This window comes from Nocardioides endophyticus, assembly GCF_039543845.1.
In the GTDB taxonomy this organism is placed as follows: Bacteria; Actinomycetota; Actinomycetes; order Propionibacteriales; family Nocardioidaceae; genus Nocardioides; species Nocardioides endophyticus.
In genome coordinates this window covers 1-22,906 of sequence record NZ_BAABKN010000036.1, presented here as the reverse complement: position 1 = coordinate 22,906, position 22,906 = coordinate 1, and the positions used below count along the sequence as shown (strand labels likewise).

24 protein-coding genes are annotated in these 22,906 nt (G+C 71.5%); 10 read left to right on the top strand and 14 right to left on the bottom strand.

Annotation, left to right across the window (positions count from 1 at the left end):
• Positions 1-23 precede the first annotated feature (23 nt).
• Both ABEA33_RS24625 and ABEA33_RS24620 read left to right on the top strand, forming a co-directional pair.
• Complete coding sequence (locus tag ABEA33_RS24625; RefSeq protein WP_345529754.1) at positions 24-1,190, top strand: sensor histidine kinase; 1,167 nt, start codon at positions 24-26, stop codon at positions 1,188-1,190.
• Positions 1,142-1,783 (top strand): LuxR C-terminal-related transcriptional regulator, encoded by a 642-nt coding sequence (locus ABEA33_RS24620; protein ID WP_345529753.1) that lies wholly within the window; start codon positions 1,142-1,144, stop codon positions 1,781-1,783. Before ABEA33_RS24625 ends, ABEA33_RS24620 begins: the two co-directional genes overlap by 49 nt.
• On the opposite strand, the gene ABEA33_RS24615 is transcribed toward ABEA33_RS24620, so the two are convergent.
• The 3 genes from ABEA33_RS24615 to ptsP all read right to left on the bottom strand — a co-directional run bounded on the left by ABEA33_RS24615 (position 1,780) and on the right by ptsP (position 4,561).
• On the bottom strand, positions 1,780-2,454 hold the full coding sequence (locus tag ABEA33_RS24615; protein WP_345529752.1) for a hypothetical protein: 675 nt from the start codon (positions 2,452-2,454) through the stop codon (positions 1,780-1,782). The two genes, ABEA33_RS24620 and ABEA33_RS24615, sit on opposite strands and share 4 nt — an antisense overlap.
• A complete protein-coding gene (locus tag ABEA33_RS24610; protein WP_345529751.1) occupies positions 2,451-2,786 on the bottom strand; it encodes a PadR family transcriptional regulator in 336 nt (111 codons plus the stop codon). Before ABEA33_RS24610 ends, ABEA33_RS24615 begins: the two co-directional genes overlap by 4 nt.
• A 71-nt stretch (positions 2,787-2,857) precedes the next feature.
• A complete protein-coding gene (gene ptsP, locus ABEA33_RS24605; protein WP_345529750.1) occupies positions 2,858-4,561 on the bottom strand; it encodes a phosphoenolpyruvate--protein phosphotransferase in 1,704 nt (567 codons plus the stop codon).
• Between the two features lie 97 nt (positions 4,562-4,658).
• On the opposite strand from ptsP, the gene ABEA33_RS24600 reads away from it, so the two are divergent.
• From ABEA33_RS24600 to ABEA33_RS24585, 4 genes are read left to right on the top strand one after another with little or no spacing between them, the layout of a single operon-like run.
• Positions 4,659-5,426 carry a DeoR/GlpR family DNA-binding transcription regulator gene (locus ABEA33_RS24600; protein ID WP_345530045.1) on the top strand — a complete coding sequence of 256 codons (768 nt, stop codon included), beginning with the start codon at positions 4,659-4,661 and terminating at the stop codon, positions 5,424-5,426.
• Positions 5,423-6,382: a 1-phosphofructokinase family hexose kinase gene (locus ABEA33_RS24595; protein ID WP_345529749.1), complete on the top strand. Its 960-nt coding sequence runs from the start codon at positions 5,423-5,425 to the stop codon at positions 6,380-6,382. The genes ABEA33_RS24600 and ABEA33_RS24595 overlap by 4 nt, the downstream gene beginning before the upstream one ends.
• A 2-nt stretch (positions 6,383-6,384) precedes the next feature.
• On the top strand, positions 6,385-8,430 hold the full coding sequence (locus ABEA33_RS24590; RefSeq protein ID WP_345529748.1) for a PTS fructose transporter subunit IIABC: 2,046 nt from the start codon (positions 6,385-6,387) through the stop codon (positions 8,428-8,430).
• A 34-nt stretch (positions 8,431-8,464) separates the two neighbouring features.
• A complete protein-coding gene (locus tag ABEA33_RS24585) occupies positions 8,465-8,725 on the top strand; it encodes an HPr family phosphocarrier protein (RefSeq protein WP_345529747.1) in 261 nt (86 codons plus the stop codon).
• A 242-nt stretch (positions 8,726-8,967) separates the two neighbouring features.
• Here the strand turns inward: ABEA33_RS24585 and ABEA33_RS24580 are convergent, their stop codons facing one another.
• From ABEA33_RS24580 to ABEA33_RS24555, 6 genes are all read right to left on the bottom strand, one after another.
• Positions 8,968-9,939: a hypothetical protein gene (locus ABEA33_RS24580; protein WP_345529746.1), complete on the bottom strand. Its 972-nt coding sequence runs from the start codon at positions 9,937-9,939 to the stop codon at positions 8,968-8,970.
• Positions 9,939-10,871, bottom strand: a complete 933-nt coding sequence (locus ABEA33_RS24575) for a bifunctional riboflavin kinase/FAD synthetase (protein ID WP_345529745.1) — start codon at positions 10,869-10,871, stop codon at positions 9,939-9,941. The genes ABEA33_RS24580 and ABEA33_RS24575 overlap by 1 nt, the downstream gene beginning before the upstream one ends.
• Positions 10,872-10,893: 22 nt before the next feature.
• Entirely contained in the window at positions 10,894-11,748 is an 855-nt protein-coding gene (truB, locus tag ABEA33_RS24570; protein WP_345529744.1) for a tRNA pseudouridine(55) synthase TruB, read from the bottom strand.
• Positions 11,745-12,206: a 30S ribosome-binding factor RbfA gene (gene rbfA / locus ABEA33_RS24565; protein WP_345529743.1), complete on the bottom strand. Its 462-nt coding sequence runs from the start codon at positions 12,204-12,206 to the stop codon at positions 11,745-11,747. The genes truB and rbfA overlap by 4 nt, the downstream gene beginning before the upstream one ends.
• Positions 12,207-12,291: 85 nt before the next feature.
• Positions 12,292-15,171, bottom strand: coding sequence for a translation initiation factor IF-2 (infB, locus tag ABEA33_RS24560; RefSeq protein WP_345529742.1), 2,880 nt, complete (start codon positions 15,169-15,171; stop codon positions 12,292-12,294).
• Positions 15,172-15,308: 137 nt separating this feature from the next.
• On the bottom strand, positions 15,309-15,632 hold the full coding sequence (locus ABEA33_RS24555; protein WP_345529741.1) for a YlxR family protein: 324 nt from the start codon (positions 15,630-15,632) through the stop codon (positions 15,309-15,311).
• Between the two features lie 67 nt (positions 15,633-15,699).
• On the opposite strand from ABEA33_RS24555, the gene ABEA33_RS24550 reads away from it, so the two are divergent.
• Positions 15,700-16,467 carry a glycoside hydrolase family 16 protein gene (locus ABEA33_RS24550; protein ID WP_345529740.1) on the top strand — a complete coding sequence of 256 codons (768 nt, stop codon included), beginning with the start codon at positions 15,700-15,702 and terminating at the stop codon, positions 16,465-16,467.
• Positions 16,468-16,476: 9 nt separating this feature from the next.
• On the top strand, positions 16,477-17,199 hold the full coding sequence (locus tag ABEA33_RS24545; protein WP_345529739.1) for an alpha/beta hydrolase: 723 nt from the start codon (positions 16,477-16,479) through the stop codon (positions 17,197-17,199).
• On the opposite strand, the gene ABEA33_RS24540 is transcribed toward ABEA33_RS24545, so the two are convergent.
• From ABEA33_RS24540 to rimP, 3 genes are all read right to left on the bottom strand, one after another.
• On the bottom strand, positions 17,189-17,407 hold the full coding sequence (locus ABEA33_RS24540) for a hypothetical protein (protein WP_345529738.1): 219 nt from the start codon (positions 17,405-17,407) through the stop codon (positions 17,189-17,191). The genes ABEA33_RS24545 and ABEA33_RS24540 overlap by 11 nt on opposite strands.
• Positions 17,408-17,513: 106 nt before the next feature.
• Positions 17,514-18,491, bottom strand: a complete 978-nt coding sequence (gene nusA, locus ABEA33_RS24535; protein ID WP_345529737.1) for a transcription termination factor NusA — start codon at positions 18,489-18,491, stop codon at positions 17,514-17,516.
• A complete protein-coding gene (gene rimP, locus ABEA33_RS24530) occupies positions 18,491-18,994 on the bottom strand; it encodes a ribosome maturation factor RimP (protein WP_425577471.1) in 504 nt (167 codons plus the stop codon). The genes nusA and rimP overlap by 1 nt, the downstream gene beginning before the upstream one ends.
• 86 nt (positions 18,995-19,080) lie before the next feature.
• Between rimP and ABEA33_RS24525 the strand changes: the two genes are divergently transcribed.
• Together ABEA33_RS24525 and ABEA33_RS24520 are read left to right on the top strand one after the other, a co-directional pair.
• Positions 19,081-19,503, top strand: a complete 423-nt coding sequence (locus tag ABEA33_RS24525; protein WP_345529736.1) for a hypothetical protein — start codon at positions 19,081-19,083, stop codon at positions 19,501-19,503.
• Positions 19,500-19,934 carry a ferritin-like domain-containing protein gene (locus tag ABEA33_RS24520; protein WP_345529735.1) on the top strand — a complete coding sequence of 145 codons (435 nt, stop codon included), beginning with the start codon at positions 19,500-19,502 and terminating at the stop codon, positions 19,932-19,934. The genes ABEA33_RS24525 and ABEA33_RS24520 overlap by 4 nt, the downstream gene beginning before the upstream one ends.
• A 162-nt stretch (positions 19,935-20,096) precedes the next feature.
• Here the strand turns inward: ABEA33_RS24520 and ABEA33_RS24515 are convergent, their stop codons facing one another.
• Both ABEA33_RS24515 and ABEA33_RS24510 read right to left on the bottom strand, forming a co-directional pair.
• Positions 20,097-20,804, bottom strand: a complete 708-nt coding sequence (locus ABEA33_RS24515) for an HAD family hydrolase (RefSeq protein WP_345529734.1) — start codon at positions 20,802-20,804, stop codon at positions 20,097-20,099.
• Positions 20,797-22,569 carry a proline--tRNA ligase gene (locus ABEA33_RS24510; protein WP_345529733.1) on the bottom strand — a complete coding sequence of 591 codons (1,773 nt, stop codon included), beginning with the start codon at positions 22,567-22,569 and terminating at the stop codon, positions 20,797-20,799. The genes ABEA33_RS24515 and ABEA33_RS24510 overlap by 8 nt, the downstream gene beginning before the upstream one ends.
• Between the last annotated feature and the right edge of the window lie 337 nt (positions 22,570-22,906).

The following is a 22,906-nucleotide window of genomic DNA, read 5'->3' as shown; positions in this document are numbered from 1 at the left end:
GGCTGGCCGGAGAGGATGGTCCGGTGAGCACTCCAACGACGACCGGAACTCCCGGCCGCCTGGTCCTGACGGCGTACGCCGTGGCCCAGCTGTTCCTCTCGATCCTGATGATCGTGCTGTTCGTGCTCTGGGTCGTCGGCGGCGTGCTCGTCGTCGTCTGGGTCGGGCTCGGCATCCTCGCGGCGGTGCTGCCCGCGACCCGCTGGGTCGCGAACCTGCACCGGACGATGGCCGGCCGCAGCCTGGGCACCCCGCTGCCCCCGCCGTACCGTCCCCTGCCGCCAGGCGGCTTCTTCGTCAAGGCACGCACGGTGCTCGCTGACCCGATGACGTGGCGCGACCTCGGGTGGCTGCTCGTGGCGCCCGTCGTCGGCATCACGGTCTCGCTGATCGTGATCGTGCTGCTGCTCGGGATCGTCACCGGCTTCATCTGGTGGTTCGTGACCCCGCCGCTGATGCAGGCGCGGGCGACGTTCGACCGGTGGTTCCTCTGCTACAGCCGCACCGAGACGCTCGAGCAGCGGGTGCAGGTGCTGACCGAGACCCGTGCCGACCTGGTCGACCACTCGGCGGCCGAGCTGCGGCGTCTCGAGCGCGACCTGCACGACGGGGCGCAGGCCCGGCTGGTCGCGCTGTCGATGAGCCTCGGCATGGCCGACGCGGCGTTCGACAGCGAGGACCCGGAGCAGGCCCGGCGGCTGATCAAGGACGCCCGGTCGACGACCGCGGGCGCGATCGGCGACCTGCGCTCCGTCGTCCGCGGAATCCACCCGCCGGTGCTCGCCGACCGCGGCCTGTCCGGCGCCGTCTCGGCGCTCGCCATTGACATGGCGCTCCCGGTCACCGTCGACTCCCGCCTGCCCGGGCGGCCGCCCGCGCCGGTCGAGTCGGCCGTCTACTTCGGCGTCGCCGAGTGCCTCGCCAACGTCGGCAAGCACTCCGGCGCACGCAACGGCTGGGTCCGGCTCGAGCACGAGGACGACGTCCTGCGCGCCGTCGTGGGCGACGACGGTCGCGGCGGTGCCGATCCGGGCGCCGGAACCGGCATGCTGGGGGTCATGCGGCGGCTGGCCGCCTTCGACGGCACACTCAGCGTCTCGAGCCCGGCCGGCGGCCCGACCATCGTCACCCTGGAGGTTCCGTGCGCCTTGTCCTCGCCGAAGACCACGCCCTCCTCCGGGCCGGCCTGATCCAGCTCCTCGAGGGCAACGGCTTCACGATCCTGCACGCGGTCGACAACGCGCCCGCGCTCGACGCCGCCCTGCTCGACCCTGCCGCGGAAGCGGCCGTGCTCGACGTACGGCTGCCGCCGACGCAGACCGACGAGGGACTGCGCGCCGCGATCGCCGTACGGACGGCTCGGCCGGGGTTCCCGGTCATGGTGCTCAGCCAGTACGTCGAGCAGCTCTACGCCCGCGAGCTGCTGGCCAGCGGCGTGGGAGCCGTCGGCTACCTGCTCAAGGACCGAGTCTCCGACGTCGCGGAGTTCGTCGACGGCGTACGACGCGTCGCCGCAGGCGGCACCGTCCTCGACCCCGAGGTCGTCGCGACCGTGATGGCGCGCCAGCGCGACGAGCCGATCGAGCGCCTCACCCCCCGCGAGCGCGAGGTGCTCGGACTGATGGCCGAGGGCCGCTCCAACGCGGCCATCGCCGGCCACCTGCACGTCACCGAGAAGGCCGTCGCCAAGCACATCAACAGCATCTTCACGAAGCTCGACCTGCCGATCGGTGAGGACGACCACCGCCGAGTGCGGGCCGTGCTCGCCTGGCTGCGGGTCTAGGGGGCTGTCGCGTCGGGCGGCGCGGCCAACTCGTACCAGGGTTCGCCCCAGATGCTCGCTCCGCGGTCCTCCGCGATCTGCCAGACCGCGCGGTCGACCGCGCCAGGCAGCGCCGCCACCGCGCCGATGTTCAGCGCGACGAGCAGCAGCCGCGCGGCCACGGACGCGGTCAGCAGGCGGTCGACGCCCCATGAGCGGCGCCCTAGCTGGACGCTCGCCACGACGAAGACGACGAGCACCGCGATCCAGGGACCGTTGAGCTCCACACTGGGTTGCCGCAGGTCTTGCGCGACCATCCAGGCCACCCAGGCCCGCGCCACCCACCACACCGGCTGCACGGCGGTGAGGAACCCACGTGGGCCCCCGGCCGGCAGGGCGTCGAGCAGCCGGTCCCAGTGGGCATGCGCAGCGTCGACCGAGTCCGTTACCGCCCGCGCGAACACGCGCTCCCGGACCCGGCCGGAGCCCGGCGCGAGCCCGGCAGCGGACCGCAGCTCGGCGGCGTACACCTCAGGAGCCGGGAGGACATCGGCTCCCCGCTCGTCCACCAGCTCGGCGAGGTCCACCCCCAGATCCTCGGTGAGCTCCTCGCGCACGTCGTCGGGCAGGTCCGCGAGCGCTTTGCGGACCTCGTCGACGTAGCGGTCCAGGTCGATGGTCGTCTCGTTCATCGCGCGCTCCCCGTGGTGGTGTCGAGGAGGCGACCGACCGCCTCCGAGAACAGCTGCCAGTCGTCGCCCTGCCGCTTCAGCTCGGCGCGCCCGACCGGCGTGATGCCGTAGTACTTGCGGTGCGGGCCCGACTCCGACGGCACGACGTACGACGTCAGCGAGCCGGCGGCGTAGAGCCGGCGCAGCGTGCCGTAGACCGAGGCGTCGCCGACGTCGTCGAGACCGGCGGCTCGCAGACGGCGTACGACGTCGTAGCCGTAGCCGTCCTCCGCGTCGACCACCGCCAGCACGGCGAGGTCGAGCACTCCCTTGAGGAGCTGGGTGCTGTCCATGCGCGAGACACTACTACGCACCGCGCAGTAGTGCGGTGAGTGGAAGTGTGCACGGCGTGTCGGCGCTGCGGCTACCTCAGCAGCGCGCGGACGGCGTCGCGCGCGGCGGCCGGATCGGCGGCGGACAGGGCCGCCTCGGCGGCGTCCTCGCACTCGTCCATCGACGCGGCGGCCAGCTGCGCGCCGACGGGCCGTACGGCGGCCGCGGCCATCGACAGCGAGGTGATCCCCATCCCGACGAGCACGCAGGCGAGCAGCGGGTCGGCGGCGGCCTCGCCGCAGACACCCACGGGCTTGCCGGCCTGGCGTCCCGCCTCGGCCGTGATCGCGATGAGCTGCAGGACGGCCGGCTGCCACGGGTCGGTGAGGTGCGCCAGGTCGGTCGCCATCCGGTCGGCGGCCATCGTGTACTGCGTCAGGTCGTTGGTGCCGATCGAGAGGAAGTCGACGACCTCGAGCATCCGATGGGCGAGCAGCGCGGCGCTGGGCACCTCGACCATCACGCCCGCCTTCAGCCCGAGCGCATGCACCTTGTCGGCGAACTCCTTCGCCTCCGCGACCGTGGCGACCATCGGCGCCATCACCCAGGTCTCGGTGCCGGTCGCCGCCGCAGCGGCCGCGATCCCTTCGAGCTGACGGTCCAGCAGCCCCGGGTTGCCGAACGACAGCCGCAGGCCGCGGACACCGAGCGCCGGGTTCTCCTCCCCCTCGTGCGTGGCGAAGGCGACCGGCTTGTCGGAGCCGGCGTCGAGGGTGCGTACGACGACGTACTGCTCGTCACCGAAGGCGCTGTGCACGTCGGCGCCGAAGGCGCTGAGCACCTCGCCATAGATCTGCGCCTGCTCCTCGACCGAGGGTTCGTCCTGGCGGTTGAGGAAGGACAGCTCGGTGCGGAACAGGCCGACCCCCTGCACGGGAGCGGCGCGTGCGGCGCGTGCGGACTCGCCGTCGGCGACGTTGGCGAGGATCTTCACCGGCACCCCGTCAGCCGTGGCGCCGGGGCCGGACCAGGAGGCCAACGCGGTCCGGGCCGCGGCGTCGGCGCTCACCCGCTCGGCAGTGCTCGTCGGGTCGGGGTCGGTCTCGATGGTGCCGGCGACGCCGTCGACCAGCAGCGAGGTGCCCCCGGGGATCTTCATCGCCCCGGCGACGCCCACCACGCACGGGATGCCGAGCTGGCGGGCGATGATCGCGGTGTGGCTGGTCGGGCCGCCGCGCTCGGTCACCAGCGCGAGCACCAGGCGCGGGTCGAGCCCGGCGGTGTCGGCCGGCGCCAGGTCCTCGGCCACCAGGACGCACGGCTCCTCGGGCACCCCGACACCGGGCTCCGGCTCGCCGACGAGCTGGGCGACGATCCGCCGCTCGATGTTCTGGAGGTCGGTCACCCGCTCGGCCATCAGGCCGCCCATGCCGGTGAAGATCGTGACGAACTGATCGACTCCCGCGCGTACGGCGGCGAGCACGTCGACATCCGAGCGCAGGTGCTTGCGGACGGCACCGCGCAGACCCTTGTCCCGCGCCAGCCCGGCGCTCGCGGTGAGCACCTGTGCCGCCGCGCCCGATGCCGCCTCGGCCTTGCGCACGAACCCGTCGGCCACCGCCTGGGTGGCGGCGTCGTACGCCGCGAGGGCCGCGTCCGCGTCGGCGTACGACCTGCCGTTGAACCGGGCGATCGCCGCGGGCGACACCTCCGCTCGCACGAGCGAAGCAGGGCCGAAGGCGACGCCGGGCACGACCGGCGTACCCCGGAGCGGGGCTGCAGAGCTGGTGACCATGACCACAAGTCAACCAGCCCTCTCCCTTGACAGTCAACACATTCGGGCGTAAAACAACACATACAAAGATTCACAACACCGGGAGCAGACGATGACGATGTACGCCGAGGAGCGCCAGCAGGCGATGGCCCAGCTCGTCGCCGAGCGCGGCCGGGTGTCGGTGATCGAGATCTCCGAGCAGTTCGACGTCACCACCGAGACCGTCCGTCGCGACCTGTCGGTCCTCGAGCGGATCGGCCTGCTGCGCCGCGTGCACGGTGGCGCGGTGCCGGCCACGGCACTCGCGGTGATGGAGGCGGGCCTCGGCGAGCGCGACCAGGCCAACACCTCGGAGAAGGAGCGGATCGCGCGGGCCGCGCTCGACCAGCTCCCCGCGGCCAACGGGACGGTGCTCCTCGACGCCGGGTCGACCACGAGCCGTCTGGCCAGCCTGCTCCCCCGCGACCTCCGGCTCACCGTCGTCACGCACGCTGTGCCGGTCGCGGCTCGGCTGGCCGGCAGCCCTCAGGTCGAGCTGCACCTGCTCCCCGGCCGGGTCCGCTCCACCACCCAGGCCGCGGTCGGCGCCGAGACGGTCGAAGCGCTGCAACGGCTGCGTGCCGACGTCGCGTTCCTCGGCACCAACGCGCTGAGCATCGACCACGGGCTCTCCACCCCCGACCACGAAGAGGCCGCGACCAAGCGAGCGATGGTCGCCGTGGCCCGCCGCGTCGTCTGCCTGGCCGACTCCAGCAAGGTCGACACCGAGTCGCCCGTCCGCTTCGCCGAGCTCGCCGAGGTCGACGTGCTCGTCACCGACGACGGCATCTCCGCCGCCGACCGCCGCGCCCTGGAGCGCGCGGGCGTCGAGGTCGTGGTCGCGTGATCGTCACCCTCACCCCCAACCCGAGCCACGACCGCACGGTCACCCTCGGCGGCCCGCTCGAGCGCGGCACGGTGATCCGTGCCGAGTCGGTGATCTCGCAGGCCGGCGGCAAGGGCGTCAACATCTCCCGCGCCTCGGTCGGCGCCGGCATCCCCTCGATCGCGGTGCTGCCCGCCCCCGACGACGACCCGTTCGTCCACGAGCTGCTCGCCGCCGGCATCGACTGCCGCCCGATCACGACCGCCGGCGCCCTGCGGGTCAACATCACCGTCAGCGAGCCCGACGGCACCACGACGAAGCTCAACAGCCCCGGCCCGACCGTCACCCCGCAGGTGCTCGCGGGGCTCACCGACGCGCTGCGCCACCGCGCCGTCAGCGCCGACTGGCTCGTGCTGGCGGGCTCGCTGCCGCCGGGGGCGCCGGTCGGGTGGTACGCCGAGCTGGTCGCCGCCCTGCGCGACAGTGGTGCCCGGATCGCGGTCGACACCTCCGATGCACCGCTGCGTGGGCTCGTCGACGGCCTCGACATCGCGGCACCGCACCTGATGAAGCCGAACGGCGAGGAGCTCGCCTCGGTCACCGGCGCGGACGGCGCAGAGCTCGAGTCCGACCCGCTCGCCGCCGCCCGCGCCGCCGCCGTGCTCGTCGGACGCGGCGTCGACAACGTGCTCGCGACACTCGGGCCGCACGGCGCCGTACTCGTCACGCGCGAGGGTGCCTGGCACGCCACTCCCCCCGAGACGGCGGTCGTCAGCACCGTCGGCGCCGGCGACTCCAGCCTCTTCGGCTACCTCCTCGGCGACCTGCGTGCGCAGGACCCCGCCCACCGACTCGCGCTCGCCGTCGCCTACGGCAGCGCGGCCGCCGGCCTGCCCGGCACGACCATCCCGCAATCCCACCAGGTCCGTCCCGAGCTCGTCTCGGTCCGCCACCTCGACCTCACCCCGGGAGGGTGACCATGTCCGAACTCATCAACGCCAGCCTGGTGCGCCTCGACGCCGACCTCGGCACCGACAAGCACGACGTGATCCGGGCGCTGGCCCAGGTCGTCGACGACGCCGGACGCGCCACCAGCGCCGAGCGGCTCATCGAGGACGTGTTCGCCCGGGAGTCGAAGTCGGGCACCGGCCTGCCCGGCGGCATCGCAATCCCGCACTGCCGCACCTCCGGTGTCGAGGAGGCGACGCTCGCGTTCGCCCGGGTCGCCCCGAAGGTCGACTTCGGCGCCAAGGACGGCCCGGCCGACCTGGTGTTCCTGATCGCCGCCCCGGAGGGTGGCGCCAACACCCACCTGCAGCTCCTGACCAAGCTCGCGCGGTCGCTGGTCAAGGCGTCGTTCACCGACGCGCTGCGTGCCGCGCAGACACCGGAGGAGGTCGCCACGCTGGTCAACGAGGTGGTCGGCGAGGCTCCCGCGCCCGCCGCGTCCCCCGCTGCGCCCGCCGCTCCCCAGGGCCGCCGCAGCCTGGTCGCCGTCACCGCCTGCCCGACCGGCATCGCGCACACCTACATGGCTGCCGAGGCACTCGAGGCGGCGGCCGAGAAGGCTGGAGTCGACATCCAGGTCGAGACCCAGGGCTCGGCCGGCACGACGCCGCTCCCCGCCGCGACCATCGCCAACGCCGACGCCGTGATCTTCGCCGTCGACGTCGGCGTGCGCGACCGGGGCCGCTTCGCAGGCAAGCCCGTCGTGTCCTCGGGCGTGAAGCGGCCCTTCGACCAGGCGGACGCGATGATCGCCGAGGCCCTGCGGTACGCCGACGACCCGAACGGCCCTCGGGTCGAGGGTGACGGCGGTGGCGCGACGGACTCCAACGACGGCTCCGCCGGGGAGAGCTGGGGCGGCCGGACCCGGCGCGTGCTGATGACCGGCGTCTCGTACATGATCCCGTTCGTGGCCGCAGGCGGTCTGCTGATCGCCCTGTCGTTCCTGCTGGGCAGCTACGAGGTCGTCGGCCCGGCGGCCGACATCGTGAAGAACAACTCGCTCTTCGACCTGCCGGATCCGGCCGCGCTCGACCTCAGCCGGGTGCCGCTCGACTCCGGCCTGCTGTTGTACATCGGCGCGATCTTCTTCGTGCTCGGCAAGACGGCGTTCCTGTTCTTCATCCCGGCCCTCGCGGGCTACATCGCCTACGCGATCGCCGACCGTCCCGGCATCGCTCCCGGCTTCGTCATGGGCGGTCTGGCCGCCGACGTGATGCAGTTCGGCACTCCCGCGACCGGCTTCCTCGGCGCGATCGTGGGCGGCGTCCTCGCCGGCCTGATCGCACACTGGATCGGCGGCTGGAAGGTGCCGACCTGGGCTCGCGGGCTGATGCCGGTCCTGGTCATTCCGCTCTTCACGACGATCGTCGCCGGCATGCTGATGATCGTCGTCTTCGGCCGGCCGATCGCGTGGCTGATGAACCAGTTGGAGGACGGCCTGAACAGCCTCAGCGGCGGCTCTGCGGTCATCCTCGGCGTCATCCTCGGCCTGATGATGGCGTTCGACATGGGCGGCCCGCTCAACAAGGTGGCTTACAGCTTTGCCGCCGCCGGAGTCGGCGGCGCCGCCCTCGCCAGCGATGCCCCCGAGCTCCAGATCATGGCCGCCGTGATGCTGGCGGGCATGGTCCCGCCGATCGCCCTGGCGCTCGCGACCGTCCTCCGCCCCGGCCTGTTCAGCGCTCCCGAGCGCGAGAACGGCAAGGCGGGCTGGGCTCTCGGGGCCTCGTTCATCACCGAGGGCGCGATCCCGTTCGCCGCGGCCGATCCGCTGCGGGTGATCCCGGCGATCATGCTCGGGTCGGCGGTGACCGGCGGCCTGTCCATGGCGATGCACGTGGCGGTGCGCGCACCGCACGGCGGCATCTTCGTGATCTTCGCCGTCGACAACCTCTTCGGCTACGTCATCGCGCTGCTCGCCGGCGTCCTCGTCGGTGCCGTCGCCGTGATCATCCTCAAGTCCATCGGTCGCACCCCGGCCGAGACCACCACCGAGCGCGAGCTCGTCACCGTCTGACCGTCGTACCCCAGCCTCAACCAAGGAGAACAGCATGCCCACCAAGACCGTCGCCGTCGGCTCCTCCGTCGGCCTGCACGCCCGGCCCGCCCAGATCATCGCGGAGGCCGTCGAGGAGCTCGACGTGGAGGTGCTGCTCGGCATCCCCGGCGACGAGGCCGTCGACGCCAGCTCCTCGCTGCTGATCATGACCCTCGGCGCCGGCCCCGGCGACCTGGTCGAGGTCACCAGCGACGACGAGGCCGCGCTCTCCGCAGTCGTCGCGCTGGTGGAGAAGGACCTGGATGCCGAGTGACCCGTGGAGCGGTGAGCCAGCAACCATTTCGCCGCGTTCCGCCGCCCGATTCGGTTGCCAGCTCACCGCCGCCCCGGCGAACACCGCCATCTGCGCACGTCAGCGGTGAGCCAGCAACCATTTCGCCGCATTCCGCCGCCGGATTCGGTTGCCAGCTCACCGCCGACCGACGAGCCACGCGCCAGCGGTGAGTGGGCAACCGTTTCCGCGCCCGATTCGGTTGCCAGCTCACCGCCGCTCGGTCAGCAGCGCGCCCGCAGCGCCAGATACACCGCTCGTACGCCGACCGCCCGCTCCAGCTCGCGCATCACGCTGCCGAAGAACTGCTCGCGGTAGGCCTCGTCGGTCACGGTCGACACCGTCAGGTAGAGCCCGGAGAACGCCGCGAGGAAGGTCGACACCTGCACCAGCGCGCGCGAGGTGGTGAAGGCGTCCTCGGTCTGCCAGGCAAGCATCACCTGATCGCTCATGATCAGCGTGCCGAACAGCATCAGGAACGCGAAGACCGACAGCGACAGCAGCAGCACCTGCACGAACTGGACGATGATCAGCACCAGGATCAGGTTCCAGCGCTCGTAGCCGGTGACCTCGGCGTACGACGCCGGGTCGGCCTCCGGGTCGTCGACCAGCTCGCGGCAGGTGTCGGCGAGCGGCGTCTTGGCGCAGGTGCGGAGCAGGAACGCATCGTCGACGTCGTCGTCGGCGCGGTCCACCTCCTCGGGCAGCCGGACGAACAGGAAGCCGACGGCCAGCGCGGCGAAGAGCAGCACCACCAGCCACAGCGAGCCGACGGTCAGGTTGCCGCCGACCTGCCACATCTCGGTGTTGATGAAGAGGAACGTGATCGCGAGCAGCAGCAGCGGCAGCGCCCGCGTCGTCATGGGCAGTAGCAGCCGCAGGCTCCCCGACGTACGGCTCAGCGCCCAGCCCACGATCGAGCGGGCGCGCAGCGCGGTCAGGGCGTACCAGAGTGCAGCCAGCAGCACGATCGCGAGCAGCACGGCGGGCCCGGCGCTGATCTCGTCGGAGAACCACGCGAGCCCGACCCCCGCCGCGATCGCGACCAGGACGACACCGACCAGCAGCGGGAGTGTGCGACCGGGACGCAGGGCCGCGCGTACGGCGGCCCGCTCGTCCGGCACGAAGTAGGGCAGGCCGTGCTTCTGGAACCAGAGTTCGGCCGCCGCCAGCGGCTCGGCGGGGCCCGCCGTCATCAGCCCAGCAGCTCGCGGGCGCGGTCGACGTCCGCGGTCATCTGCACCACGAGCGCGTCGACGGAGTCGAAGGCGACCATGCCGCGCAGGCGTTCGACGAAGCTGACCTCGACCTCGACGCCGTACAGCTCCAGGTCGGTGCGGTCCAGCACGTAGCTCTCGACCCGGCGATCACGCACGCCGTCGAAGGTCGGGTTGGTGCCGACGCTGATCGCCGCCGGGTAGACCTCGCCGGTGTCCAGGCGCCGCAGCCAGCCCGCGTACACGCCGTCGGGCGGCGCGGCGGTCATCGCGTTGGTCGGCACGTTGGCGGTCGGGAAGCCCAGGCCGCGGCCGCGCTGGTCTCCCTTGACGACCACACCGCGCACGGCGTACGGCCGGCCGAGCGCCTCGGCGGCACCGGCGACGTCGCCTGCGGCCAGGCTCATCCGGACGTACGTCGAGGACCACACCTGCGGGCCGCCGTCGAGCGGGATCCCCTCGGCGGAGAAGCCGAGCCGAGCGCCCGCCTCGCGCAGCGTCGCCACGTCGCCGGCAGCGCGGTTGCCGAAGCGGAAGTTGGCACCGACGACGACCGCCGCAGCGTGGAGGCTGTCGACGAGCACCCGCTCGATGAACTCCTGGGGCGACCAGCCGGCGACCTCGCGGTCGAAGGGCACCGCCAGCACGTAGTCGGCGCCGACCGAGCCGAGCAGCTCGGCGCGGACCTCGAGGGAGGTCAGCGTGGTCGGGGCGTGCTCGGGGCGCAGCACCGCCATCGGGTGCGGGTCGAAGGTGACCGCCACGACGGGCAGCGAACGCTCGTCCGCGACCTCGCGGGCCCGGGCCAGCACGTGGCGGTGCCCGAGGTGCACGCCGTCGAAGTTCCCGATCACCACGGCGGTCGGGCCGAGGTCGGTCGGGACCTCGTCGAGGGAGCGCCAGATCTGCACGGCGGACAGACTATCCACCGGCTCAGACGAAGACTGCGACGGCCTTGGCCGTCTCACCGCGCGGCTCGTACAGAGCGAGGAACTCACCGTCGGGTGCGAACACCGCCGTAAGCGTGTCGAGACCGATGTCGAGCGCCCGCCCGACCCGTACGTCGGCGGCCTGGGTGTCGTCGAGATCACGCGTCGGGAACGCCGCCCGCGCGGCGTCGGCGATCGGCATCAGCGAGAACTCCTCCCCCAGCTGGTCCAGGGACCGGGCGCTGGCGAGGTCATAGGGGCCGACGGCGGTACGCCGCAGGGCGGTCAGGTGTCCCCCGACGCCGAGCCGGGCGCCCAGGTCGCGCGCGATGGCACGGATGTAGGTGCCGCTGGAGCAGCGGACCGAGATGTCGACCTCGGCACCACGCACTGCGTGGACGGTGATCTCGTGGACGGTCACCGGCCGCGCCTTCAGCTCGACCTCCTCGCCGTCGCGGACCCGCTGGTAGGCGCGCTTGCCGTCGACCTTGATCGCCGAGACCGCCGTCGGGACCTGTTGGAGGTCACCGACGAACTCGGCTGCGGCAGCGCGTACGACGGCCTCGTCGAGCCCGTCGGTGGACACCGTCGCGGTGACCTCGCCCTCGGCGTCGTCGGTGGTCGTGGCGACGCCGAGTCGGATGGTGGCGTCGTACCCCTTCTCGGTCAGCATCAGGTGGCCGAGAAGCCGGGTCGCTCGGTTGACCCCGAGGACCAGCACACCGGTCGCCATCGGGTCCAGCGTCCCCGCGTGGCCGACCTTGCGGGTGCCCGCCAACCGACGCACCCGGGACACGACGTCGTGCGACGTCATGCCCCCGGACTTGTCGACGACGACCAGACCGGACTCCGTCGTCACTCTTCGTCGTCGAGGTCGTCGTCCGCGACGACCTCGCGCGGCTTCTTGTAGGGGTCCTCGTCGCCGGCGTACGTCGCGACCCGCCGGGCGGCGACCTCGTCGTCCTGGGCCTTGGCGCGGGCCAGCACCTCGTCGAGCTGCCGGGCCGTCTCCGGCAGGGCGTCGGCGATGAAGGTCAGGGTCGGCGCCGTGCGGGTGCCGAGCTGCTTGGCGACCTCGGAGCGGATCAGCCCCTTGGCCGACTCCAGTGCGGCGGCCGTTGCGGCCAGTGCCGCCTCGTCGTCGCCGGTGGCGTCGAGGACGGTGTAGAAGATCGTGGCCTGCTGGGAGTCGCCGGTCACCCGGACGTCCGTGACGGTGACGAACCCGAGGCGCGGGTCCTTGATCCGTCGTTCCAGCATCTCCGCGACGACCACCTTGATCCGGTCGGCGATCTTGCGGACCCGTGGGTTGCTCATGGTTCCTACTCTCTCAAATCGCCGAGTCGGCGCCAGTTTCCGGGTGGAAGCTGGCGCCGACTCGACACTGACTAGCTGCTGGTGATCAGCTGCGCGGGATCTCGCGCATCTCGAACGCCTCGATGATGTCGCCTTCCTTGATGTCCTGGAAGTTGCGCAGCACGAGACCACACTCGAAGCCCTCGCGGACCTCGGACGCGTCGTCCTTCTCGCGCTTGAGCGACGCCAGGTCGAGGTTGTCGGCGATCACGGCGCTGTCCCGGAGGACGCGGACCTTGGCGTTGCGACGGATCACACCACCGATGACCATGCAGCCGGCGATGTTGCCGATCTTCGACGAGCGGAAGATCGCACGGACCTCCGCCTGGCCGAGGGTCGACTCCTCGTACTCCGGCTTGAGCATGCCCTTGAGGGCCGCCTCGATCTCCTCGATGGCCTGGTAGATGACCGAGTAGTACCGGATCTCCACGCCTTCCTTCTCCGCCATCTCGGTCGCCTTGCCCTGGGGCCGGACGTTGAAGCCGATGATGATGGCGTCGGAGGCGGCCGCCAGGTCGACGTTGGTCTCGGTGATCGCACCGACACCACGGTCGATGACGCGGATGTTGACCTCGTCGCCGACGTCGATCTGCGACAGCGCGTCCTCGAGAGCCTCGACGGAACCGGACACATCGCCCTTGAGGATGAGGTTGAGCTCCTGGCTCGCGCCCTTCTCCATGGAGGCCATGAAGTCCTCGAGCGTACGACGCACGCGGCGCTTGGCCTGCATGGCCGCCCGCTCACGCGACTCGCGCTTCTCGGCGATCTGACGTGCCATCCGGTCGTCCTCGACCACGATGAACGTCTGGCCCGCACCGGGCACCGCGGTGAGTCCGAGCACCATCGCGGGACGCGACGGGTCGGCCTCGGTGATGGTGTCGCCGTGCTCGTCGAGCATCGCCCGCACGCGGCCGTAGCCGGCGCCGGCGACGATCGAGTCGCCCACACGCAGCGTGCCGCGCTGGACCAGCACCGTGGCGACCGGACCGCGACCGCGGTCCAGGTGCGCCTCGACGACGAGACCCTGGGCGTCCTGGTTGGGGTTGGCCCGCAGGTCGAGCGAGGCGTCCGCCGTGAGGATGACGGCCTCGAGCAGCTTGTCCAGGTTGAGCTCGGACTTCGCCGAGACGTCGACGAACATCGCGTCGCCGCCGTACTCCTCGGGCACCAGGCCGTACTCGGTCAGCTGGCCGCGGACCTTGGTCGGGTCCGCCTCCGGCTTGTCGATCTTGTTGACCGCGACCACGATCGGGACGCCGGCGGCCTTGGCGTGGTTGAGCGCCTCCACCGTCTGCGGCATGACACCGTCGTCGGCCGCGACCACGAGGATCGCGATGTCGGTCGCCTGAGCACCACGAGCACGCATGGCGGTGAACGCCTCGTGGCCCGGGGTGTCGATGAAGGTGATGCGACGGTCGTTGCCGTCGACCTCGGCCGTGACCTGGTAGGCACCGATGTGCTGGGTGATGCCGCCGGCCTCCTTGTCGACGACGTTCGCGTTGCGAAGCGCGTCGAGGAGCTTGGTCTTGCCGTGGTCGACGTGACCCATGACGGTCACGACCGGCGGACGGATCGCGAGGTCGGCCTCGTCGCCCTCGTCCTCACCGAACTCGAGGTCGAACGACTCGAGCAGCTCGCGGTCCTCGTCCTCCGGGGAGACGACCTGGACGACGTAGTTGAGCTCCTCGCCGAGCAGCTCGAACGTCTCGTCGTTGACCGACTCGGTCGCCGTCACCATCTCGCCGAGCGAGAAGAGCATCTGCACGAGGGAGGAGACGTCGACGCCGATGCGCTCGGCGAAGTCGGTCAGGGACGCGCCACGGGGCAGCTTGACGGTCTCGCCATCGCCCTTGCGGACGCGCACGCCACCGATCGTCGGGGCCTGCATGGCCTCGAACTCCTGACGACGTGCCCGCTTCGACTTGCGACCACGACGCGACGGGCCACCCGGGCGACCGAAGGCACCCTGGGTCTGGCCTCGCTGGCCGGGACGGCCACCGCCGGGACGACCACCGCCGCTGGGACCGAAGCCACCGGGACGACCCGGAGCACCGGCGCCTGCACCGGCACCGGGCGCACCGCGACCCGGCGCGCCACCGCGACCCGGAGCGCCGCCACGGGCACCACCGGGGCCACCGGGGCCGCCACGAGCGCCGCCGGGACCACCGGGGCCACGGCCGCCGGGGCCGCCACCGAAGGCGGCCGGGGACTTGGGCATCATCGCCGGGTTGGGGCGCGGCATGCCCGGGCGACCGGGCGCGCCGCCGTCACGGGCGCCCGGAGGACGCGGCGGACGGTTCTCGCCGCCGGGGGCCCCGGGAGCAGCGGGCGCGCCACCGGGCGCACCCTCACGCGCAGGGGCAGGCTTGCGGCCCATGCCCTGGCTGGACGCGAACGGGTTGTTGCCCGGACGCGGAGTGCCGGCGGGCTTGCCCACCGGACGGGGCGCGGGGGCCTTCGGGCTCACCGACGCGGCCGGCGCCTCGGGCTCGGCCGGGGGCTCCGTCGTCGCAGGGGCGACGGGCGCCTCGGCGGCCGGAGCCTCCGCAGCAGGAGCCCTCTTCGGGCCGGGCTTCGGGGCGGCAGGCGCGTCGGTCTCGGCAGCCGGCTCGGCGACCGGGGCGACCGGGTCGGCGACGGCCTCGACCTTCTCGGCCGCGGGGGTCTCGGGCTCGGCAGGCGCCGCAGCAGCCTTCTTGGCCGGCGCCTTCGGGCCGGGCTTGGCGGCGGGAGCCGCGGCCGCTGCCGCGGGGGCCTCCGTCTTCAGCTTGTCGCCGTACTCCTTGCGGAAACGCATCTCCGCCGGGAGCTCGACAGTGGAGCTCGCCGACTTGACGAACTCCCCCATCTCCTTGAACTTCTCGAGAACGAACTTGCTCTCGACACCGAACTCCTTGGCGAGTTCGTGAACTCGGGTCTTAGCCACGCTTCTCCTTCTGGCCTGAGACCCGGGTCCAGTTCTTCAGCTGGGGGGTTGATTCAGACCGTTAGTGGGGTGTGCAAACTCATCGGAAAGAACTCATCGAGTGCTCATGAGCTGCTGCTCCAGTTTCTGTCGGTCAATCAGGGTTGATGTTCGTGCGAGTCGAGGTACTCACCCACCGGTGCGCTGGACAGTCCCGTCGTGACCCGTAGGGCACGGCCGAAAGCCTTCCGGCGTACCGCGAGCTCGAAACACTCGGCAGTGGGGTGCAGGTGCGCTCCCCGGCCGGGTGCGGTGGCTGTCGGATCGGGTACGACGACCGGCTGGCCGTGCGCATCCGAGCCGGCGGTCACCCGCAACAACTCGCTCTTCGCGGCCCGCTTCCGACATCCGACACAGGTCCGGACCGGGCCCGTGGGGGCTGAGGGTTCCGGGCATGCAGGGAGGATGTGTTCGCGCGCCACTGCCGACAAGACTAGCGCGCTCGGGCACCGGATATCGAACCGGGGCGTTACGCCCTACCGTGGTGGTGTGCCGCACGGCTCCTGGGATTTCGCCGACGACTTCGACCAGACGGACGTGGATCGCTCCACCTGGCTGACGTCGTACCTGCCCGCATGGAGCTCGCGGGACGCCAGCACCGCGACGTACGCCGTGGAGAACTCGCGACTCACCCTGTTCATTCCTCCGACCCAGGGGCTGTGGTGCCCCGGCGACCACGACCCGCCGTTGCGCGTGTCGGGTCTGCAGTCGGGCGGCTTCTCCGGCCCGGTGGGCAGCACCCGCGGTCAGCAGAGGTTCCGCGAGGGTCAGCTCGTGCGCGAGGAGCAGCCCCGCTTCGAGGGCTGGCTGCCGTCGTCCGGCCACGTCGAGGTCCGGTGCGCGATGACGATCTCGCCGCGGTCGATGGCGGCGTTGTGGCTCAGCGGCTTCGAGGACGACCCTGCGCAGCAGCAGTGCGGCGAGCTGTGCGTGGTCGAGATCTTCGGCAAGGACCTGGGGCCCGGGCCGTCGGCCGAGGTGGGGGTCGGCATCAAGGCGTTCCGGGACCCGGCCCTCCGGCAGGACTTCGCCGCTCCTCGGCTCCCGGTCGACGTGACCGAGATGCACACGTACGCCGTCGACTGGGACGATCGTGAGGCCGTCTTCACCGTGGACGGAGCGGAGGTACGCCGGTGCGCGAACCCCCCGACGTACCCGATGCAAGTCATGGTTGGCGTCTTCGACTTCCCCGCGTGGTCCACCGGCGACGACGACCACCTGGTGCCCTCGCTCACCGTGGACTGGATCCGGGGGTAGGTTGCGGCGGTGCTCGCCTCCCTGCTCGCCCCGATCACCCGCCGTCTGGTCTACCCGAGCGCCGGGACCAGGGTCGACATCCGGGACACGGACTTCACCCTGTCGGTCGGCAGCATCGGCTTGAGCGGCTGGGTGGTCAACCCCGGCCAGGCCCGGGCCCTCGTCTACTTCGGCGGCAACGGCGAGGGCCTGGGCTGGCTCCGCCCGGAGCTCGACAGGCGGTTCCCGCACCACACCAGCTATCTCGTCGCCTATCGGGGCTACGGCGCCAGCGAGGGCCGGCCGAGCCAGCGGGCGCTGACCTCCGATGCTCTGGCGCTCGTCGACGAGGCAGCGAGACTGCACCCGGACGCGCCGGTGGACCTGGTCGGCCGGAGCCTCGGCAGCGGGGTCGCCATGCAGGTGGCTGCCCGCAGACCGACCGAGCGGCTGGTGCTCGTGACGCCGTTCGACAGCCTGGCCGCCACGGCCGGTGACCTCTTCCCGCGCCTGCCGGTGCGCCACCTGATCGCCGACCGGTGGGTCTCCGCCGCGGTCGCACGCAACGTCGCCGCCGAGATCCTGGTGCTGCGCGCCGGGCGCGACGAGCTGGTCCGCCCTGGGCGCACCGACGCGCTGCTCGCCGTACTGCGGCCGAGCACGCAGGTCGTGGACTTCCCCGGCGCTGACCACAACGACCTCTCCGACGAGCCGACGTACTGGTCGGAGATCCAGGCCTTCCTCAACCGCTGAGGACCGCCAGCAGCTCCGGCCAGAGCATCCGTCCGAGCTCGGCATCGGGATGGCTCACGAGCGTCGTCGGCAGACCGAGCCACCGATCCCGCTCGACCGGGATCCGCGCGGCAGGCACCCGGTCGGCGTACGTCTTGAGGCAGTGCTCGTGGAGCCCCACGAGCTCGGGCGGTCCGCCGGCCGGCTCCCAGGAGTCGTCGTACGGCACGAACGGCACCCGGTCGAGGCGCTCGCCGAACCAGGCGTACGACGCAGCGGTCGCTCCGGTCGCGGCGAGGACCCGACGGCGTCCCCGCCCTCGACCACGAACACGCTCAGCCCTCGGGCTGCTCGTCGTCCGAGCGGATGTCGATCCGCCATCCGGTCAGCCGCGCGGCGAGCCGGGCGTTCTGGCCCTCCTTGCCGATCGCGAGCGACAGCTGGAAGTCGGGTACGACGACGCGCGCCGACCGGGCCTCGAGATCGATCACCTCGACCGAGGTGACCCGGGCCGGGGAGAGCGCGTGCGCGACCATGTCGGCCGGGTCCTCGGACCAGTCGATGATGTCGATCTTCTCGCCGTGCAGCTCCGAGGTGACGTTGCGGACCCGCGAACCCATGGGGCCGATGCAGGCACCCTTGGCGTTGACACCCTGCGCGGCCGACTTCACCGCGATCTTGGTCCGGTGACCGGCCTCGCGGGCGATCGCCGTGATCTCGACGGTGCCGTCGGCGATCTCGGGCACCTCGAGCGCGAAGAGCTTCTTGACCAGGTTGGGGTGCGACCGCGACAGCGTGACCTGCGGTCCGCGCATGCCCTTGCGGACCGACACCACCAGGCACTTGATGCGGGTGCCGTGGTCGTAGCGCTCACCGGGCACCCGCTCGCCGACCGGCAGCATCGCCTCGATCTTGCCGAGGTCGACCATCACGTCGTCGGGGTTGCGGCCCTGCTGGATGATCCCCGAGACGATGTCGCCCTCCTTGCCGGCGAACTCGCCGAACCGGATGTCGTCCTCGGCGTCGCGCAGGCGCTGGAGCATGATCTGCTTCGCGGTCGTGGCAGCGATGCGACCGAAGCCGTCAGGCGTGTCCTCGAACTCGCCGATCGTGTTGCCCTCGTCGTCGAGCTCGGCCGCCATCACGGTCACGTGACCGGACTTGCGGTCCAGCTCCACGCGCGCTCTCTCGTGGGCGCCGGGCGACTTGGTGTACGCCGTGAGAAGCGCCTGCTCGATCGCCTCCACGAGCACGTCGAAGGAGATCTCCTTCTCCCGCTCGAGCATGCGCAGGATGCTCATGTCGATGTCCATCAGGCCCCCTCCTCGTCCCCGTCGTCGTCCGACTTCTGCCGGTTGAACTCCACCTGCACCAAGGCCTTCTTGACCTCGGCGTACCCGACCTCCCGGCGGTTGCCGTCGATGTCCAGCGACACCGACTCGGCGGCGGCCTCGATGATCCGGCCGGTCTCGGTCTCACCGTCGTCGAAGGTGACCTTGACCAGCCGGCCGGCGTTGCGGCGCCAATGGCGCTCGAGGGTGAGCGGACGGTCGACCCCACGTGACGTGACCTCGAGCGTGTAGGGCTGCTCGCCCATCACATCGGACTCGTCGAGCACCCGGTTGACCTCGCGGGTCGCCTCGGCGACCTCGTCGAGGGTGACCCCACCGTCCTTGTCGACGGCGATGCGCAGGATCCGGCGCTTGCCGGCCGGCGTGATGTCGACGGCCTCGATGTCGAGGCCCAGGGCACGTAGGGGGTCGTCGAGCTCAGCCTCGATCCGATCCCGAATGGCGTCCTGTTTGGCACTGCTCACGGTCGGGCGACCTCCTTGTGCTGTTGTCGATCGTCCACGATAGCGGCTCGGAGCTGCATCGACCCCACGGCGATAGGGTCGGCGCCGTGCCTCTCGACCCCTTGCTCTCGCGACGCGCCCTACTGGGCGTGGGAACCATCACGCTGGCGACCCTCTCCGGGTGCGCCGACGACGGCGATCCGGCACCCGCGTCCGCTCCCGCCACGAGCGACGACCCGGACCAGGACCTGATCGACCGGGTGCTCGACGAGCTGGCCGGCGCCGAGCAGCTGGCCACTGCCGCCGGGGTCTCGGAGCTGGCCCTGCTGCACCGCACGCACATCGAGGCCCTGGACGGCACACCGCCGAGCCCGTCGCCGGGCAGCGCCACCATGGCCGCCCTCCAGCGCACCGAGCGCCGTCTGCAGAGCCAGCTGGTCGACGCCTCGCTGGCCGCCGAGAGCGGCGGGTTGGCCCGACTTCTCGCCTCCATGTCCGCTGCGGTCTCCCAGCGCCTGGTGGCCCTGTGAGCGACGTCGAGGCCCTCCAGACCACCCTCGCCGCGGAGCACGCCGCCGTCTACGTCCTCGGCACGCTCGGTGGCCGCACCTCGCAGTCGGCCAACGTGCAGCTGTTCGAGGCGATCACCGCGGCCTTCGCGGCCCACCGGGTGCGGCGCGACGAGCTCACCGCAGCGATCACCGAGCTCGACGCCGAACCGGTCGCAGCGGAGGCGGCGTACGACGTGCCGTCCGGGCTGGAGCGGGCCGAGCGGATCGCCCGGGTCGCGCGGGAGACGGAGCAGGCGTGCGCGACGACGTACGCCTGGCTGGTCGCGAACACCGTCGACGAGCGGCGTGCGTGGGCGATCAAGGCCCTGAATGAAACAGCGGTCCGCGTACTCACCCTCCGGGGAACTCCCGAGATGTTCCCCGGAGCAGGTGAGTACGCGGACCGCTGAGGCCTGGACTTGAGGCCCGAGAGCGATTCCGCCGGGATGTGGGGGGACTGGCGGTTTCTGCTCTTGCAAAAGCATGCAACACGGCGGCGCTGAGCGGGAGTGGGCGCCAACCTCACGTTTCTGCATTGCACAAACGTGCAGGATCTTGCAGTCAGAGAAGGGTCAGACCCAGGCGTCGAGGACGGCCAGAATCTCGCCCAGCCGGTGCACGACGGCGTCCGGCGTCCCCTCGCTGTGACCGATCTGGGTCGGCGGGATGACGCTGTGCGGGACGTGGATCGCCCGCATCCCCGCGTTCTGCGCGCCCCAGACGTCGTCGAAGAGCCGGTCTCCGACGTACACGCATCGGCGCGGCTCGGTCGCGCCCACGGCGTCCATCGCCGCCCGGAACGCGTGCGGCGACGGCTTGGTCCACGGGATCTCGCTCGTGTAGACGTCGCCGTCGATGAGGTGGTCGACCCCGTCACGGCGGAAGAACCCCTCGTGCCAGGCCCGCGGCCAGATCGTGTTGGAGAGCACGCCGACCTTCACGCCGGCGGCGCGCAGCGCCTCGAACAGCGGCCCGACGTCCGGATCGGTCAGCGTGTGCGGCTCCCAGAACTCGAAGTACGCCGTCAGCAGGCCCGGGTCGTGCTCCAGGCCGGCCTCGCTGAAGAGGTCCGCCACCGTCGCGCTCTGCTGGTGGTCGCGGGACCGGCCCCAGATCGTCTCGTTGGCGGCGTGCAGCCGCTCCCGGGAGACCTCGACGTCGTGGTCGACGTCGACCACGGCCTGGGCGAGCGCCAGCGACTCCGCGTGGAAGTCCACGTCGTGCCAACGCGTGAGGGTGCCGCCCCAGTCGAAGATGACGGCGTCGATGCCCTCAGGCACGCACGAGCCTGACGACGTGGTCGACCACCTGGTCGGCGTGGACCTGCTCGCTGGCGCCGCTGGCGCGGTCCTTGACCTCGATGGTGCCGTCCGCGGCGAGACCCTTGCCGACCACGACGATCGTCGGGACACCGATCAGCTCGGCGTCCTTGAACTTCACTCCGGGGCTGATCTTGCCGAGCCGGTCGTCGTACAACACGTCGATGCCGTTGCTCGACAGCTCGTGGGCGATCCGCTCCGCGGCCGCGAGCACGTGCTCGTCCTTGCCTGCGGCGACGAGGTGTACGTCGGCGGGCGCGACCTCGCGTGGCCAGCAGAGCCCGACCTCGTCGAGGGTCCCCTCCGCGATCGCGGCGACCGCGCGCGACGGCCCGACCCCGTACGAGCCCATGGTGACCGTCACGAGCTTGCCGTTCTCGTCGAGCACCTTGAGGTCCAGCGCGTCGGCGTACTTGCGACCGAGCTGGAAGATGTGGCCCATCTCGATGCCGCGGGCGCTCTCGAGGACGCCGCCGTCACAGTTGGGACAGGGGTCCCCGTCGCGCACCTCGGCGGCCTCGATGGTGCCGTCGGGGGTGAAGTCGCGGCCGGCGACCAGGTCGATGACGTGGCTGCCGTCGACGTCGGCGCCGGTGACCCAGCGGGTGCCCTCGACGATGCGGGGGTCGACGAGGTAGCGGATGCCGGTGGCGTTCTTCTCCCCCAGCACGCCGGGGCCGATGTAGCCCTTGACCAGGCTCGGGTGCTTCTTGAACTCGGCCTCGTCGAAGGGCTCGACCTCGGTCGGCTCCATCTGGCCCTCGAGGCGCTTCTGGTCGACCTCGCGGTCGCCGGGCAGGCCGATCGCGACCGGCTCCCGGGTGCCGTCGGGGTGCTTGAACATCACCAGGACGTTCTTGAGGGTGTCTCCCGCCGTCCACGGACGGTCTTCGCGGGGGAACTTGTCGTTGAGGTGGTCGACCAGGCTCTCGATGGTCGGCGTGTCCGGCGTCTGCTCGGCGTGGGCGGCGGGCGCGTCGTCGTACGCCACGGGCGTGGGGGGCGCGACCTGCACGGCCTCCACGTTGGCGGCGTAGTCGCACTTCGTGCAGCGGACGTAGGTGTCCTCGCCGACGGCGGCCTTCGCGAGGAACTCCTCGGACTTGGAGCCGCCCATCGCGCCCGACGTCGCCTTGACGATGACGTACTCGAACCCGAGCCGGTCGAAGATCCGGATGTAGGCGTCGCGGTGGGCCTGGTAGCTGGCGTCCAGACCAGCGTCGTCGACATCGAAGGAGTAGGAGTCCTTCATCACGAACTCGCGCCCGCGCAGCAGTCCCGCGCGGGGGCGCGCCTCGTCACGGTACTTCGTCTGGATCTGGTAGATCGAGAGCGGCAGGTCCTTGTAGGAGCTGTAGAGGTCCTTGACCACGAGGGTGAACATCTCCTCGTGGGTCGGCCCCAGCAGGTAGTCGGCGCCCTTGCGGTCCTTGAGACGGAAGATGCCGTCGCCGTACTCGGTCCACCGGTTGGTCGCCTCGTAGGGCTCCTTGGGCAGCAGGGCCGGGAAGCTGAGCTCCTGTGCGCCGATGCCGTCCATCTCCTCGCGGATGATGCCCTCGATCTTGCGGAGCACCTTCAGACCCAACGGCAGCCACGTGTAGATGCCTGGCGCCGCGCGCCGGATGTAGCCCGCACGGACCAGGAGCCGGTGGCTCGGCACCTCGGCGTCCGCCGGGTCCTCGCGCAGGGTCCGTACGAAGAGGCTCGACATCCGCAAGATCATGCGCAGAGGCTACTTGTGCCATCGGGCGGTCAGCGAACCAGTAACCCGTTGGCCACCGCTGGTTGAGGTGTGAGCGCCATCGGGGCCCGACCCCAGTTGCTACTGACACCCGGGCCGGCGACGCCAACGCCACGGCCCGCTCGGGTCACCGCCGGTGACGCGACAGACGGGTTATGGGGTCACCGCAGTCTGGGGTTGCGGTGGATGGTTGCGGCCTCGGTCGGCCTGCGGGCCCGCGCGGGTCGACCGTCGTGGCCACCGCCCCAAGAACATGACAATGCGGACTCAACCGGTTGTTGCAACGAGCCTCGTGTCGAGTGCTCGTCCGGGAGTCTGC

Bases quoted from the DNA above. Each gene is read 5' to 3' on its own strand.
- ABEA33_RS24615 (WP_345529752.1), bottom strand. From the start codon at position 2,454: ATGAACGAGACGACCATCGACCTGGACCGCTACGTCGACGAGGTCCGC.
- ABEA33_RS24610 (WP_345529751.1), bottom strand. From the start codon at position 2,786: ATGGACAGCACCCAGCTCCTCAAGGGAGTGCTCGACCTCGCCGTGCTG.
- ptsP (WP_345529750.1), bottom strand. From the start codon at position 4,561: ATGGTCACCAGCTCTGCAGCCCCGCTCCGGGGTACGCCGGTCGTGCCC.
- ABEA33_RS24600 (WP_345530045.1), top strand. From the start codon at position 4,659: ATGTACGCCGAGGAGCGCCAGCAGGCGATGGCCCAGCTCGTCGCCGAG.
- ABEA33_RS24590 (WP_345529748.1), top strand. From the start codon at position 6,385: ATGTCCGAACTCATCAACGCCAGCCTGGTGCGCCTCGACGCCGACCTC.
- ABEA33_RS24585 (WP_345529747.1), top strand. From the start codon at position 8,465: ATGCCCACCAAGACCGTCGCCGTCGGCTCCTCCGTCGGCCTGCACGCC.
- ABEA33_RS24580 (WP_345529746.1), bottom strand. From the start codon at position 9,939: ATGACGGCGGGCCCCGCCGAGCCGCTGGCGGCGGCCGAACTCTGGTTC.
- rbfA (WP_345529743.1), bottom strand. From the start codon at position 12,206: ATGAGCAACCCACGGGTCCGCAAGATCGCCGACCGGATCAAGGTGGTC.
- nusA (WP_345529737.1), bottom strand. From the start codon at position 18,491: ATGGACATCGACATGAGCATCCTGCGCATGCTCGAGCGGGAGAAGGAG.
- ABEA33_RS24510 (WP_345529733.1), bottom strand. From the start codon at position 22,569: ATGATCTTGCGGATGTCGAGCCTCTTCGTACGGACCCTGCGCGAGGAC.